The organism is Variovorax sp. Soil_C_12 (assembly GCF_057657375.1).
Genome location: NZ_JBDGIO010000011.1, coordinates 1 through 12,506, shown reverse-complemented (window position 1 = coordinate 12,506; position 12,506 = coordinate 1). Strand labels below are relative to the sequence as shown.

Genomic DNA, 12,506 nt, shown 5'->3' with positions numbered 1-12,506 from the left:
AAGTGCTGCCGACTTGTGCCTTCTTCACTTTCGTGAAAACTGGCGACCCTACGGGGATTCGAACCCCGGTAGCCACCGTGAAAGGGTGGTGTCCTAGGCCTCTAGACGATAGGGTCATAAACCTAAGAACCGCGTTGCGATCAACGCTTGGTTGTCTCGACTCCCGAATGGTGGAGGTAAGCGGGATCGAACCGCTGACCTCTTGCATGCCATGCAAGCGCTCTCCCAGCTGAGCTATACCCCCTGTGGGTGTCGAGCCTCAAATTATAGCGTGGAAATTCAAGACGCCTGTAGGCGTTTCAAAATTTCTTCACGAGAGAAGAGTGCGAGCACGGCATCGAGCGACGGCGTCTGCGCCGTGCCCATCACGAGCACGCGCACCGGCATGGCCAGCGCGGGCATCTTGAGGCCCTGTGCGGTCAGCACTTCCTTGATCGCGGCGGTGATGGACGCCTTGTCCCACGCGACAGTTGTGAGCTTGTCGGCCAGCGCGGCGATCGCGGGACGCACCGCATCCGTCACGTGCTGCGCGCGATCGGCCTCGCTGGGCTGCACGTCCGCATAGAACGCCGCGGCCCAATCAGCCAGCGCCACCGTCGTGTCGCAGCGATCCTTGAACAGCGCGCAGATCGCCGGGAGCCGCTCGTCGGCGGCGATGCCGCGCTTGCTCAATTGCGCAGCAACCAGCGGTGCGAGCTCGGCATCGGGCTTGGCCTTGATGTACTGGGCGTTCACCCATGCGAGCTTGGCCGCATCCCATTGCGCCGGGCTTTTCGAGAGGTGCGTGCCGTCGAACCAGCCCACCATCTGCTCGCTCGTGAACAGCTCGTCGTCGCCGTGGCTCCACCCGAGACGCGCGAGGTAGTTGAGCATCGCCTCGGGCAGGTAACCGCCCTCCTCGTAGGCCGTCACGCTGACGGCACCGCGGCGCTTCGAGAGCTTCTGCCCGTCCTCGCCGAGGATCACGGGCACATGGCCGAACTGCGGCAGCGGCGCGCCGAGCGCGCGGAAGATATTGATCTGCCACGGCGTGTTGTTGATGTGCTCGTCGCCGCGGAACACGTGCGTGATGCCCATGTCCCAGTCGTCGACCACCACCGCGAAGTTGTAGGTCGGCACACCATCGGCACGCACGATGATGAGGTCATCGATCTCGCGGTTGTTGATGGTGATCGGGCCCTTGACGAGATCGTCCCAGCTCACGTCGCCCTCGGGCGGGTTGCAGAAGCGGATGACGGGCGGCACGCCTTCCGGGATGGGCGGCAGCACCTTGCCCGGCGCCGGGCGCCAGCGGCCGTCGTAGAGCGCTTTCTCGCCGCGGGCGCGCTGCGCTTCCTTCATCGCGTCGAGCTCGGCCGGCGTGCAGTAGCAGTGGTAGGCCGTGCCGGCCGCGAGCATTTGCTCGACGACCTGCTTGTAGCGGTCGAGGCGCTGCATCTGGTAGATGGGGCCCTCGTCGTAGTCGAGCCCCAGCCAGTGCATCGAGGCCAGGATCTGTTCGACCGATTCCTGGGTCGAGCGCGCGACGTCGGTGTCCTCGATGCGCAGCACGAACTGGCCGCCGTAGTGGCGCGCATAGGCCCACGAGTAGAGCGCGGTGCGCGCGGTGCCGAGATGGAGAAAGCCCGTGGGAGACGGCGCGATGCGGGTGCGAACGGTCATGGGGTCAGGTGGGTAGCGTGTCCAGGCCGCGCGAGAGATCGGCCCGGATGTCGTCGATGTGGTCGAGCCCGACCGCCACGCGGATCAGGCCCTGGCCAATGCCGGCGGCCTGGCGCTGCTCTTCGCTCAGGCGGCCGTGCGAGGTGGTGGCGGGGTGGGTGATGGTGGTCTTGGTGTCGCCCAGGTTGGCGGTGATCGAGAGCACACGGGTGCTGTCGATCACATGGAAGGCGTTGGCGCGCGCCGCCTCGGGCGTGTCGCCATAAACGTCGAAGGAGACCACCGCTCCGCCCTGCCCTGCCTGCTGGCGCATCGCGAGTTCGTGCTGCGGATGCGAGGCCAGGCCGGGGTAGTACACGCGCTTCACCCTGGGCTGCGTCTCCAGCCACTGCGCGAGCGCGAGGCCGCCGGCGCAATGGGCCTGCATGCGGATGCCCAGGGTCTCGAGGCCCTTGAGCACGATCCAGGCATTGAAGGGCGACAGCGCCATGCCGGCGGTGCGCACCACGGTGGCGAACACGTCGATCAGCTTCTGCGAGCCGCAGATGGCGCCGGCCAGGACGCGGCCCTGCCCCTCGAGGTACTTGGTGCCGGAATGGATGACCAGGTCGGCGCCGAACTCGGTGGGCCGCTGCAGCGCCGGCGAGCAGAAGCAGTTGTCGACCGCCAGCAGCGCGCCCGCGCCGTGGGCCAGGTCGGCCAGCGCGCGGATGTCGCAGACGTCGGTCAGCGGATTGGTCGGCGTCTCGGCGAAGAGCAGCCGGGTGTTGGGCCTGATCGCCGCCTTCCATTGCGCCACCTCGGTCTGCGAGACGAAGGTGGTCTCCACGCCGAACTTGCCGAACTCTCGGCCGATGAGGTTGAGCGTGGAGCCGAACACGGAACGCGAGCACACCACGTGGTCGCCAGCCTTGAGCAGCCCCATGCACATCATGAGGATCGCGCCCATGCCGCTGGCAGCGCCGATGGCGGCCTCGGTGCCTTCGAGCGCCGCGAGGCGCTGCTCGAAGCTGGCGACCGTGGGGTTGGAGGTGCGGGTGTAGGTGAAGCCTTCCTCGGTGCCGGCGAAGCGGCGCGCCGAGGTCTCGGCATCGGGCTGCACGAAGCTGCTGGTGAGGAACAGCGCCTCCGAGTTCTCGCCATACTGGCTTCGCTCGAGCGCGGCGCGCACGGCGAGCGTGTCGCGGTGCAAGCCGGGGGGCAGGGATCGGTCGGTCACGTTCTCAGGTCTCGCTCAGGTTGGGCAGTGCGAGGCGCGAGGAATCCTCTTCGGTTTCCTCGATGCGCGGGCGGTTGCCGTTCATGCGCTTGATGGCCTCGGTGTCGATGTCGCCGGTCACGTACACGCCATCGAAGCAGGAGGCATCGAAGCCGTCGAGCTTCGGCCCGTTGCCGGGCGCGGCCTTGAGCACCGCGCGCTTCATCCCCTCGACGTCCTGGTAGATCAGCGCATCGCAGCCGATCAGCTCGCGCACTTCCTCGACGGTTCGGTCATGGGCGACCAGCTCGTCCTTGGTCGGCATGTCGATGCCGTAGACATTGGGGTAGCGCACCGGCGGCGCCGCGCTGGCGAGGTAAACCTTGCGCGCGCCGGCCTCGCGGGCCATCTGCACGATCTCGCGGCTGGTGGTGCCGCGCACGATGGAGTCGTCGACCAGCAGCACGTTGCGGCCCTTGAATTCGCTGCCGATCACGTTGAGCTTCTGTCGCACCGACTTCTTGCGCACGCCCTGCCCTGGCATGATGAAGGTGCGGCCGACGTAGCGGTTCTTCACGAAGCCTTCGCGGTAGGGAATGCCCAGCAGATGGGCGAGCTGCGTCGCGCTCGGGCGGCTCGACTCGGGGATCGGGATGATCACGTCGATCTCGTTCGGCGGCACGGTGGAGATCACGCGCTGGGCCAGCGTCTCGCCGAGGTTGAGCCGAGCCTGGTAGACCGAGATGCCGTCCAGCACCGAGTCGGGCCGCGCCAGGTACACGAACTCGAACATGCAGGGGTTGAGGCTGGGCGACTCGGCGCATTGCTGCGCATGCAGCTGGCCCTGGAGGTCGATGAACACCGCCTCGCCCGGCGCCACGTAGCGCTCGAACACGTGGCCGGAGCCCTCGAGCGCCACCGTCTCGCTGGCCACCATGTAGGTGCCGTCGGCGCCGCGCCCGATGGCCAGCGGCCGGATGCCGTAGGGGTCGCGGAAGGCCAGCAGGCCATGGCCGGCGATCAGCGCCACCACGGCATAGGAGCCGCGCAGCCGGCGGTGCACGTTGCGCACGGCAGCGAAGAGCGTCTCGGAGTTGAGCATGCCGTCGCGCGTCGAGCGGTCGAGCTCGTGCGCCAGCACGTTGAGCAGCACCTCGGAGTCGCTGTCGGTGTTGGTGTGGCGATGGTCGGTGGAGAACAGCTCGGCGCGCAGCGCGTGCGCGTTGGTGAGGTTGCCGTTGTGGACCAGCACGATGCCGAAGGGCGCGTTCACGTAGAAGGGCTGCGCCTCTTCCTCGCTGAAGGCGTTGCCGGCGGTCGGGTAGCGCACCTGCCCCAGGCCCACGCTGCCCGGCAGGGCCCGCATGTTGCGCGTGCGGAACACGTCGCGCACCATGCCCTTGGCCTTGTGCATGAAGAACTTGCGCTCCAGCAGCGTGACGATGCCGGCGGCGTCCTGGCCGCGGTGCTGCAGCAGCAGAAGCGCGTCATAGAGCAGCTGATTGACGGGTGCGTTGCTGACAACGCCGACGATTCCACACATGAAGCGATCCTTTTAGGCTCAGGGCAGGTAGCTTGCCAATTTTTCAGGCAGCGCGGGTTTCAGGCCCTGCAATGCCGCATCCAGAACAGTGGCGCTGCGCGATTCCTGCCACCAGGCCGCGTCGCTCAGCGCGAGCAAATGAACCATGACCGCCGCGGCCAACAGCGCGACCGCGCCGCGCGCGAGGCCGAAGACCGCCCCCAGCAGCCGGTCCACCGGCCGCAGGCCCACCGCAGCGATGAGCTTGCGCGTGAGCGAGGCCAGCAGCCCCACGCCGAAAGCCACCACCACGAACACCAGCACGAAGCCCGCCGCATAGCGCCAGCTGGCCGCCGGATCGCCGAAGGGCAACCAGGCCCCCACATCACCGGCGAACCACTGCGCGCAGAAGAAGGCAGCCACCCAGCCGGCCAGCAGGATCACCTCGAACACCAGCCCGCGCACCAGACCGAAGAGCATCGACACCACGAGCAGCACGATGGCGATCCAGTCGAGCGCAGTCACGTCCGCCTACAAGCTGAGGACGGCGGCCGACAAAGACAAGCCCTTGACCCGGCTTGCCGCCTTGTCCGCCTCGGCGCGCGTGCCGAAGGGGCCGACGCGCACACGCGTGCGCTCGCCGTCGGCCGTCTTCGCGACATGGGCGTAGGTCTTGAGACCGGCCTTTTCCAGCTTCTGCCGGACCTCGCGCGCCTTGTCGGCGTCGGCGAAGGCGCCGACCTGGACCACGAAGCGGCCGTTCTCGTCCGCCGCCGCGGTCGGCTTGGCGGCCGTGGCGGCGGTGGTCTTGCCATCGAGCAGGGCACGGGCTCGGGCGGCGTCCTCGGCAGCCTTGGCGGCCTTGGTGTCGGGCTTCGCGTCCGCCTTGGCTTCGGCCTTGGATTCCGCTTTGGGCTCCGGCTTGGGCTTGGGTTCCGGCTTTGCTTCGGGCTTGTGTTCGGGCTTGTGTTCGGGCCTGGGCTCGGGCTTGGCCTCCGCCACGCGCGCCGGCTTGGTCTCGGCCGGCGGGGCGGACGGTACCGGCTTGGACGGCTGGATCTCGGTGCCGTCTGCCGCCTCGGTGATCATTTCGCTGCCCGAGGGCTTGGCGGCCACCGGCGGGCTCGACGGGGGCGCCGCCGTCGACGTGGCGGGCGCGGGCGCTGCCGGCAGGGGCAGCGGCTTGGTCTTGTTGCGGTCGGGGATCTCGATCGGGATGTCGACCGAAACCGGGCGCGGCTGGGTGTCGAACAGGAGCGGGAAGCCGATCACACCGACCAGCACCAGCACCGCGGCGCCCACCAGCCGGTGCCTGGCGCGGCGGCGCATCGCCTCGATGCTCTCGGCCGGCGCCGCCGCGACGCCGGTGTTTCGCCCTTCGCTGGCCTGCGGACCGCGGGTGCGGAACTTGAAGAACGCCATGAAATTCGATTCCCTGATGGAGTGCAGCGTGAGTTGGAAAAAGGCGCCGGAAATCAGGCCAATCAGGAGTCCGGCGACAGGTGCCGAGCCCGCAGACGAGGTGTTCCGTGCTCGAGCACACCACCCACTGTGAAGAACGATCCGAAGACGACGATTCTATCAGCGGGGTCCGCACGATCGATGGCCGCTTGCAGGGCTTCCATGGGGCCGGCATGCGCGCTCGCCGAGGCATCGGCGCGGGTGTTCTGCGCCTCCCAGCGCGCCTGCAGATCGGCGGCCTTGGCGGCACGCGAGGTCGGCAGGTCGGTGAAGTACCAGCGGTCGATCATCGGGCCGATGCGCGCGAACATCGGCGCCAGGTCCTTGTCCGCCATCACGCCGAACACGCCGTGGGTGGTCGGGTAGAAGCCCATGGCGTCGAGGTTCTCGGCCAGGGCCGCCACGGCGTGCGGGTTGTGCGCCACGTCGAGCACCAGGGCCGGCTCGCCCGGCACGATCTGGAAGCGCCCGGGCAGCTCGACCGAGGCCAGCCCGATGCGCACCGCCTGTGCCGTGACCGGCAGCCGCGGCCGCAGCGCCTCCAGCGCCGCCAGCACGCCGGCCGCGTTGACCAGCTGGTTGGCGCCGCGCAGCGCCGGGTAGGCCAACCCGCTGTAGCGCCGCCCGCGGCCGCTCCAGCCCCACTGCTGCTTGTCGCCCGAGACGTTGAAGTCGCGGCCCACGCGCCAGAGATCGGCGCCAACGGCTTCCGCGTGCGCGATCACGCTCTGCGGCGGCACCGGGTCGCTCACGATCACGGGGCGGCCTGCGCGCATGATGCCGGCCTTCTCGAAGCCGATGCTTTCGCGATCGGGCCCCAGGAACTCCATGTGGTCGAGGTCGATGCTGGTGATGATGGCGCAGTCGGCATCGACCACGTTGACCGCGTCCAGCCGCCCGCCCAGGCCGACCTCGAGAATCGCGACGTCGGGCTTGCTGGCCGTGGTGCACAGCAGAAGGGCGAGCGTAGTGAATTCGAAGTAGGTGAGCGTCATGTCGCCGCGCGCCTGCTCGACCGCTTCGAAGTGCGCCGCCAGCGCCTCGGCCTTCACGGCCTCGCCCGAGAGACGCAGGCGTTCCTCGAAATGCACCAGGTGCGGCGAAGTGAACACCGCAGTGCGGTAGCCCGCATGCATGAGGATGGACTCGAGCATGGCGCAGGTCGAGCCCTTGCCGTTGGTGCCGGCCACCGTGATCACGGGGCAGTCGAAAGCAAGGCCGAGCTTCTGGGCCATCGCGCGCACGCGCTCGAGGCCCAGCTCGATGTTCTTGGGATGCAGGTGCTCGGCGTGCGCGAGCCAGTCGGCGAGGCTTTTCATGGAGGCCGGAATTGTCGCCCACTCGCCGCGCGGGCATCATCGCGGGATGACCACGCTCTACGGCATCACGAATTGCGACACCGTCAAGCGCGCCCGCGCCTGGCTCGACGAATACGGCATCGCCTACCGTTTCCACGACTTCAAGAAGGAGGGCGTGCCCGAGGCCGAGTTGGACCAGTGGCTGCGCGCGCCCGGCTGGGAGGCCCTGGTCAACCGCCGCGGCACGACCTGGCGCAAGCTGGACGAGGCGACGCGCGCCTCGGTGGTCGATGCCGTCTCGGCCCGCGCCGCCCTGCTCGCCAACCCCAGCCTGATCAAGCGCCCGGTGGTCAACTGGGGCGCGCGGACCGGCGTTACCACGGGGTTCGATGCCGCCGAGTGGAAAAGCCACACTGTGTAAACGGTTGAACCCGGGGTACCGGATCGCGTCGAACAGGTTCAGGGCCCTCGCGCCCCACCCTCAGGAGTCTTGACATGCGCACCCATCCAAAAACCATTCGCAGCATTGCCGCCCTTTCCCTGCTCGCCGCCCTCGCCGGCACCGCCTCCATGGCCCAAGCGGAACAGGTCTGGGCCCGCGTGGTCTCGGTCACGCCCTCGCACGAGACCACCGGCAACACCCGATACAACGTCACCTACGAGTACGCGGGCCGCCACTACACCACCGTCACCGACACCCGCCCCGGCGCCAGCATCCCGATCGAGCTTGGCGACTACGGCGTCGCCACCACCTCCCCCGTCGCACCGCAGCCCGAGATCGCCGGCGGCCCGGTGGATGGCGGCCCCCGCCCCGAATGGAACAACGTGACGCCCGAGCAGGGCGTGGTGGTCTCCGGCGGCGGCGCCCCGGCGTATGCCCCGGCGCCGGTGTACGCGCAGCCGGCGCCCGTCTATTACCCGGCACCGGTCTATGTGGCACCAGCGCCCACGTACTACCCTGCACCCTACGTTTATCCGCCTGTCGGGCTGTCGCTCAATTTCGGCTATTCGCGCGGCTGGCGCGGCCACTGGCGCTGAGCGCTGCGGGCGGGCCTGCCGGCCCGGCCTAAAATCACCGGCTTTCCAACCATTGCACGGGTGCGCCTATGCGAGGGCGCGCGGCCGGCGGCCGAACGCCGGCGCCAGGCCCTTTTCGAGATGAGCACTACCGAATCATTCCAGAGCGCCACGGTATCGACCAAGGCCAACGTCTACTTCGATGGCAAGTGCGTGAGCCACAGCCTCACGCTGGCCGATGGCAGCAAGAAGTCGGTGGGCGTGATCCTGCCCTCCACCCTCACCTTCAGCACCGGCGCGCCCGAGATCATGGAAGGCACCGGCGGGCGCTGCGAATACCTGCTCTCCGGCAGCAGCGAATGGGTGGCCTCGGGCGCGGGCGAGAAATTCAGCGTGCCCGGCAATTCCAGCTTCCAGGTCCGCGTGAGCGGCGAGCCCTACAGCTACATCTGCCATTTCGGCTGAACCGGATTCGAACCCCATGGCCACCATCCTTCAGAACATTCCCGCCGGCCAGAAGGTCGGCATCGCCTTCTCCGGCGGCCTGGACACCAGCGCCGCGCTGCACTGGATGCGCAACAAGGGCGCCATCCCCTACGCCTACACCGCCAACCTGGGCCAGCCCGACGAGCCCGACTACGACGAGATCCCGCGCAAGGCCATGCTCTACGGCGCCGAGAAGGCCCGGCTGGTCGACTGCCGCACGCAGCTCGCCACCGAAGGCCTCGCCGCCCTGCAGGCCGGCGCCTTCCACGTGACCACCGCCGGCCTGACCTACTTCAACACCACGCCGCTGGGCCGGGCCGTCACCGGCACCATGCTGGTCGCGGCCATGAAGGAGGACGACGTCAACATCTGGGGCGACGGCAGCACCTACAAGGGCAACGACATCGAGCGCTTCTATCGCTACGGCCTGCTCACCAACCCGGCGCTCAAGATCTACAAGCCCTGGCTGGACCAGACCTTCATCGACGAGCTGGGCGGCCGCGCCGAAATGTCGGCCTTCATGCAGAAGGCCGGCTTCGCCTACAAGATGTCGGCCGAGAAGGCCTACTCCACCGACTCCAACATGCTCGGCGCCACGCACGAGGCCAAGGACCTGGAGCAGCTGAACAGCGGCATGAAGATCGTGCAGCCGATCATGGGCGTCGCCTTCTGGAAGGACGAGGTCGAAGTCAAGCGCGAAGAAGTCACCGTGCGCTTCGTGGAAGGCCGCCCGGTGTCCATCAACGGAGTGGAATTCCCCAGCCTGGTCGAGCTGCTGCTGGAAGCCAACCGCGTCGGCGGCCGCCACGGCCTGGGCATGAGCGACCAGATCGAGAACCGCATCATCGAGGCCAAGAGCCGCGGCATCTACGAGGCCCCGGGCCTGGCGCTGCTCTTCATCGCTTACGAGCGACTGGTCACCGGCATCCACAACGAAGACACCATCGAGCAGTACCGCGACCACGGCCGCCGCCTGGGCCGCCTGCTCTACCAGGGCCGCTGGTTCGACCCGCAGGCCATCATGCTGCGCGAGACCGCCCAGCGCTGGGTGGCGCGCGCAGTCACGGGCGAGGTCACCGTCGAGCTGCGCCGCGGCAACGACTACTCGATCCTCAACACCGAGTCGCCCAACCTCACCTACAAGCCCGAGCGCCTGACCATGGAAAAGGGCGAATCGACCTTCTCGCCGGCCGACCGCATCGGCCAGCTCACGATGCGCAACCTCGACATCGTCGATACGCGCGAGAAGCTGGGCATCTACACGCAGGTGGGCCTGCTCTCCGCGGGTCAGGGTGCCTCGCTGCCGCAGTTGAAGAACGGCACGGACTGAAACTGGTCAGCCGTACGCAGAAGGCGCTGTGTCCTCTGCGTACGGATGTGTGCTCTCGCGACCGTCTCAGTCGCCGCCTCCCCCGCAACCGCCGCCGCAGCCCGATCCGCCATCGCCGCCGCCGTCCCCGCCACCGGACTCGCTGCCGCCGAAGCTGCCCGAGTCGCCCGAGCTGCCATCGCTCGAGTCGCCGAAGCTGCTGCCGCAGTGCGTGCCTGAGCCGGCCTGCTGGTCGATGTCCCTGCAGTCGGGCACATAGCGGAATCCACCCTCCACTCCGAACTTCGCGTCCAGCGCGAACAGCAGCGGCAGCCGCGTCGGCGAGCGCGGATCGATGCTCTCCTCCTTGCAGGTCCAGTACCAGGTCCGGCGCAGCCCGTCGTTGCGGCGCGCGTCCCGGCCCAGCACCTCCGCCGGCGTGTGGTGCAGCAGGCCGCCGAAGGCCGCCGCGCACCAGCGCTGGTAGCCCTGGGTGTGCAGGATGAACTCGTGCCACGCGGCATCGACCAGCTTGGACGGCATGGCAACGAACTTGCGGTCGCTGCGCAGGTGCGCCATGAAGAACTGGCGCAGGCCGCGCAGGACCAGATCGGTGTCGCGCTCCTGCAGCTGCGGATAGGCGGCGCGCAGCTTGGCGCCGAGGAAGCGCGGGAAGGTGGCCTCGCGCACGAACTGGCGGCGAGCACTCATCTCCCAGGCCTTGAGCGCGCCCCCCAGCACGATGCCGATGGCGATGGCGGAGAACAGCGCCCAGCCCGTGCGCCAGTAAAGCACGGCCACGATGCCCGCCCCCCACAGCAACCGGCGGCCCCACAGCAACGCCTGGATGCGGCGCCGGAAATTAAGCTGCAGCAGCTCCGTCACACGACCACGGGCTCCGGCTCCAGCCGGATGCCGAAGCGCTCGTACACGCTCGTCTGGATGGCCTTGGCCAGGGTCATGACCTCGCCGCCGGTCGCCGGGTGCGCCGCGCCGCCGCGGTTGACCAGCACGAGCGCCTGCTTCTCGTACACGCCGGCGTTGCCGACGGTCTTGCCCTTCCAGCCGCAGGCGTCGATCAGCCAGCCGGCGGCCAGCTTGATGCTGCCGTCCGCCATCGGGTAGTGCACGATCTTCGGGTCGCGCGCAATGATGTCGGCGCATTGCTCCGGCGTGACGGTGGGGTTCTTGAAGAAGCTGCCGGCATTGCCGAGCACCCGCCAGTCCGGCAGCTTGGCGCTGCGGATGGCGCAGATCCAGTCGAAGATCTCGGTCGGGCTGGGCGTGAAATTGCCGGTCTCGGCCATCTTGCGCTCCAGGTCCAGGTAGCCCAGCACCGGCTTCCAGGGCCGCGGCAGCCGGAAGCGCACCCGCGTGATCAGCGCCCGGCCCGCCAGGCCGAAGCCGTTGACGCCGCCGGCCGCGTGCTTGAAGACCGAGTCGCGGTAGCCGAAGGCGCATTGGCCCGCGTCGAGGGTGAAGGCACGGCCGGTGACGAGGTCGATGGCGTCGAGCGAATCAAAGCGGTCCTGCAGCTCGACCCCGTAGGCGCCGATGTTCTGCACCGGCGCGCCGCCCACGGTGCCCGGGATCAGTGCCATGTTCTCCAGGCCGGGATAGCCCTGGTCGAGCATCCAGCGCACCGTGTCGTGCCAGATCTCGCCGGCGCCCGCCTCGAGCACCCAGGCGCGCGGCGTCTCCTCGACCAGCCGGCGCCCCTTGATCTCCACCTTCAGCACCAGCGGCTTGACGTCGCCGGTCAGCACGATGTTACTGCCGCCGCCGAGCACGAACTTGGGCGCGCCGCCCCAGGCCGCATCGGCCAGCAGCGCGGTGACGTCGGCCTCGCTCGCGATGCGCACCAGGTGCTGGGCGCGCGCGACGATGCCGAAGCTGTTGTGCTGCTGAAGCGGTACGTTGTGCTCCACGATCATGGGAGAATTGTCGCATTCACACCGTGAGGTTCAGAGGAGAGTCCATGCCGTCTTTCGATACCGTCTGCGAACCCAACCTGCCCGAGGTCAAGAATGCCGTGGAAAACACGGCCAAGGAAATCGGCACCCGCTTCGACTTCAAGGGAACCGCGGCTTCGGTCGAGCTCAAGGAGAAGGAAATCACGCTGGTCGGCGATGCCGAATTCCAGCTCGTGCAGGTCGAAGACATCCTGCGCAACAAGCTCACGAAGCGCAGCGTGGACGTGCGCTTCCTCGACAAGGGCGATGTCCAGAAGATCGGCGGCGACAAGGTCAAGCAGGTGATCAAGGTCAAGAGCGGGATCGAGAGCGAGACCGCCAAGAAGATCCAGCGCCTGATCAAGGACAGCAAGCTCAAGGTGCAGGCCGCGATCCAGGGCGACGCGGTGCGGGTGACCGGCGCCAAGCGCGACGACCTGCAGGCCGCAATGGCGCTGATCAAGAAGGACGTGCCGGACATGCCGCTGTCCTTCAACAACTTCCGCGACTAGGGCCTGTGAACCCATGAATCACCCCCGCGTGGGGCCCCAGAGAGGGCCCAATCTAGGCGCCAAGCGCAGCTGGGCTGGTGGCCCAGCGA

The 12,506-nt window shown here is 68.2% G+C and carries 13 protein-coding genes and 2 tRNA genes; 5 read left to right on the top strand and 10 right to left on the bottom strand.

What is annotated here, in order from left to right; translation table 11 throughout:
- Window positions 1-40: 40 nt before the first annotated feature.
- From AC3A6X_RS25175 to folC, 8 genes are all read right to left on the bottom strand, one after another.
- Window positions 41-116 (bottom strand) — tRNA-Glu (locus AC3A6X_RS25175).
- Window positions 117-168: 52 nt separating this feature from the next.
- Window positions 169-244: transfer RNA gene (locus tag AC3A6X_RS25170), tRNA-Ala, on the bottom strand.
- Window positions 245-279: 35 nt separating this feature from the next.
- The gene (gltX, locus tag AC3A6X_RS25165; RefSeq protein WP_487844740.1) at window positions 280-1,662 is read right to left on the bottom strand and encodes a glutamate--tRNA ligase; all 1,383 of its coding nucleotides are present in this window, start codon (window positions 1,660-1,662) and stop codon (window positions 280-282) included.
- Window positions 1,663-1,666: 4 nt separating this feature from the next.
- Window positions 1,667-2,881 carry an O-succinylhomoserine sulfhydrylase gene (locus AC3A6X_RS25160; RefSeq protein WP_487844739.1) on the bottom strand — a complete coding sequence of 405 codons (1,215 nt, stop codon included), beginning with the start codon at window positions 2,879-2,881 and terminating at the stop codon, window positions 1,667-1,669.
- 4 nt (window positions 2,882-2,885) lie between these two features.
- Entirely contained in the window at window positions 2,886-4,403 is a 1,518-nt protein-coding gene (gene purF / locus AC3A6X_RS25155; protein WP_309963863.1) for an amidophosphoribosyltransferase, read from the bottom strand.
- Window positions 4,404-4,421: 18 nt separating this feature from the next.
- Window positions 4,422-4,907 (bottom strand): CvpA family protein, encoded by a 486-nt coding sequence (locus AC3A6X_RS25150; RefSeq protein WP_487844738.1) that lies wholly within the window; start codon window positions 4,905-4,907, stop codon window positions 4,422-4,424.
- Window positions 4,908-4,913: 6 nt separating this feature from the next.
- Complete coding sequence (locus tag AC3A6X_RS25145; RefSeq protein ID WP_487844737.1) at window positions 4,914-5,804, bottom strand: SPOR domain-containing protein; 891 nt, start codon at window positions 5,802-5,804, stop codon at window positions 4,914-4,916.
- Window positions 5,805-5,866: 62 nt separating this feature from the next.
- On the bottom strand, window positions 5,867-7,174 hold the full coding sequence (gene folC / locus AC3A6X_RS25140; RefSeq protein ID WP_487844904.1) for a bifunctional tetrahydrofolate synthase/dihydrofolate synthase: 1,308 nt from the start codon (window positions 7,172-7,174) through the stop codon (window positions 5,867-5,869).
- Between the two features lie 34 nt (window positions 7,175-7,208).
- Between folC and AC3A6X_RS25135 the strand changes: the two genes are divergently transcribed.
- The 4 genes from AC3A6X_RS25135 (at window position 7,209) to argG (ending at window position 9,974) form a co-directional block, all read left to right on the top strand.
- Window positions 7,209-7,562 (top strand): ArsC family reductase, encoded by a 354-nt coding sequence (locus AC3A6X_RS25135; RefSeq protein ID WP_487844736.1) that lies wholly within the window; start codon window positions 7,209-7,211, stop codon window positions 7,560-7,562.
- Window positions 7,563-7,636: 74 nt separating this feature from the next.
- Window positions 7,637-8,179: a hypothetical protein gene (locus AC3A6X_RS25130; RefSeq protein WP_487844735.1), complete on the top strand. Its 543-nt coding sequence runs from the start codon at window positions 7,637-7,639 to the stop codon at window positions 8,177-8,179.
- Between the two features lie 120 nt (window positions 8,180-8,299).
- Window positions 8,300-8,623: a pyrimidine/purine nucleoside phosphorylase gene (ppnP, locus tag AC3A6X_RS25125; protein ID WP_487844734.1), complete on the top strand. Its 324-nt coding sequence runs from the start codon at window positions 8,300-8,302 to the stop codon at window positions 8,621-8,623.
- A 16-nt stretch (window positions 8,624-8,639) separates the two neighbouring features.
- On the top strand, window positions 8,640-9,974 hold the full coding sequence (argG, locus tag AC3A6X_RS25120) for an argininosuccinate synthase (RefSeq protein WP_487844733.1): 1,335 nt from the start codon (window positions 8,640-8,642) through the stop codon (window positions 9,972-9,974).
- Window positions 9,975-10,040: 66 nt separating this feature from the next.
- Here the strand turns inward: argG and AC3A6X_RS25115 are convergent, their stop codons facing one another.
- Together AC3A6X_RS25115 and murB are read right to left on the bottom strand one after the other, a co-directional pair.
- Window positions 10,041-10,838: a glycine-rich domain-containing protein gene (locus tag AC3A6X_RS25115; protein ID WP_487844732.1), complete on the bottom strand. Its 798-nt coding sequence runs from the start codon at window positions 10,836-10,838 to the stop codon at window positions 10,041-10,043.
- On the bottom strand, window positions 10,835-11,887 hold the full coding sequence (gene murB / locus AC3A6X_RS25110) for a UDP-N-acetylmuramate dehydrogenase (RefSeq protein WP_487844731.1): 1,053 nt from the start codon (window positions 11,885-11,887) through the stop codon (window positions 10,835-10,837). The genes AC3A6X_RS25115 and murB overlap by 4 nt, the downstream gene beginning before the upstream one ends.
- Window positions 11,888-11,931: 44 nt before the next feature.
- On the opposite strand from murB, the gene AC3A6X_RS25105 reads away from it, so the two are divergent.
- Window positions 11,932-12,417, top strand: a complete 486-nt coding sequence (locus tag AC3A6X_RS25105) for a YajQ family cyclic di-GMP-binding protein (protein ID WP_309963848.1) — start codon at window positions 11,932-11,934, stop codon at window positions 12,415-12,417.
- Window positions 12,418-12,506 lie beyond the last annotated feature (89 nt).

What these genes read in the sequence shown, in the direction of transcription:
- gltX (WP_487844740.1), bottom strand. Translation starts at nt 1,662, where the DNA reads ATGACCGTTCGCACCCGCATCGCGCCGTCTCCCACGGGCTTTCTCCAT.
- purF (WP_309963863.1), bottom strand. Translation starts at nt 4,403, where the DNA reads ATGTGTGGAATCGTCGGCGTTGTCAGCAACGCACCCGTCAATCAGCTG.
- AC3A6X_RS25145 (WP_487844737.1), bottom strand. Translation starts at nt 5,804, where the DNA reads ATGGCGTTCTTCAAGTTCCGCACCCGCGGTCCGCAGGCCAGCGAAGGG.
- AC3A6X_RS25135 (WP_487844736.1), top strand. Translation starts at nt 7,209, where the DNA reads ATGACCACGCTCTACGGCATCACGAATTGCGACACCGTCAAGCGCGCC.
- AC3A6X_RS25130 (WP_487844735.1), top strand. Translation starts at nt 7,637, where the DNA reads ATGCGCACCCATCCAAAAACCATTCGCAGCATTGCCGCCCTTTCCCTG.
- ppnP (WP_487844734.1), top strand. Translation starts at nt 8,300, where the DNA reads ATGAGCACTACCGAATCATTCCAGAGCGCCACGGTATCGACCAAGGCC.
- argG (WP_487844733.1), top strand. Translation starts at nt 8,640, where the DNA reads ATGGCCACCATCCTTCAGAACATTCCCGCCGGCCAGAAGGTCGGCATC.
- murB (WP_487844731.1), bottom strand. Translation starts at nt 11,887, where the DNA reads ATGATCGTGGAGCACAACGTACCGCTTCAGCAGCACAACAGCTTCGGC.
- AC3A6X_RS25105 (WP_309963848.1), top strand. Translation starts at nt 11,932, where the DNA reads ATGCCGTCTTTCGATACCGTCTGCGAACCCAACCTGCCCGAGGTCAAG.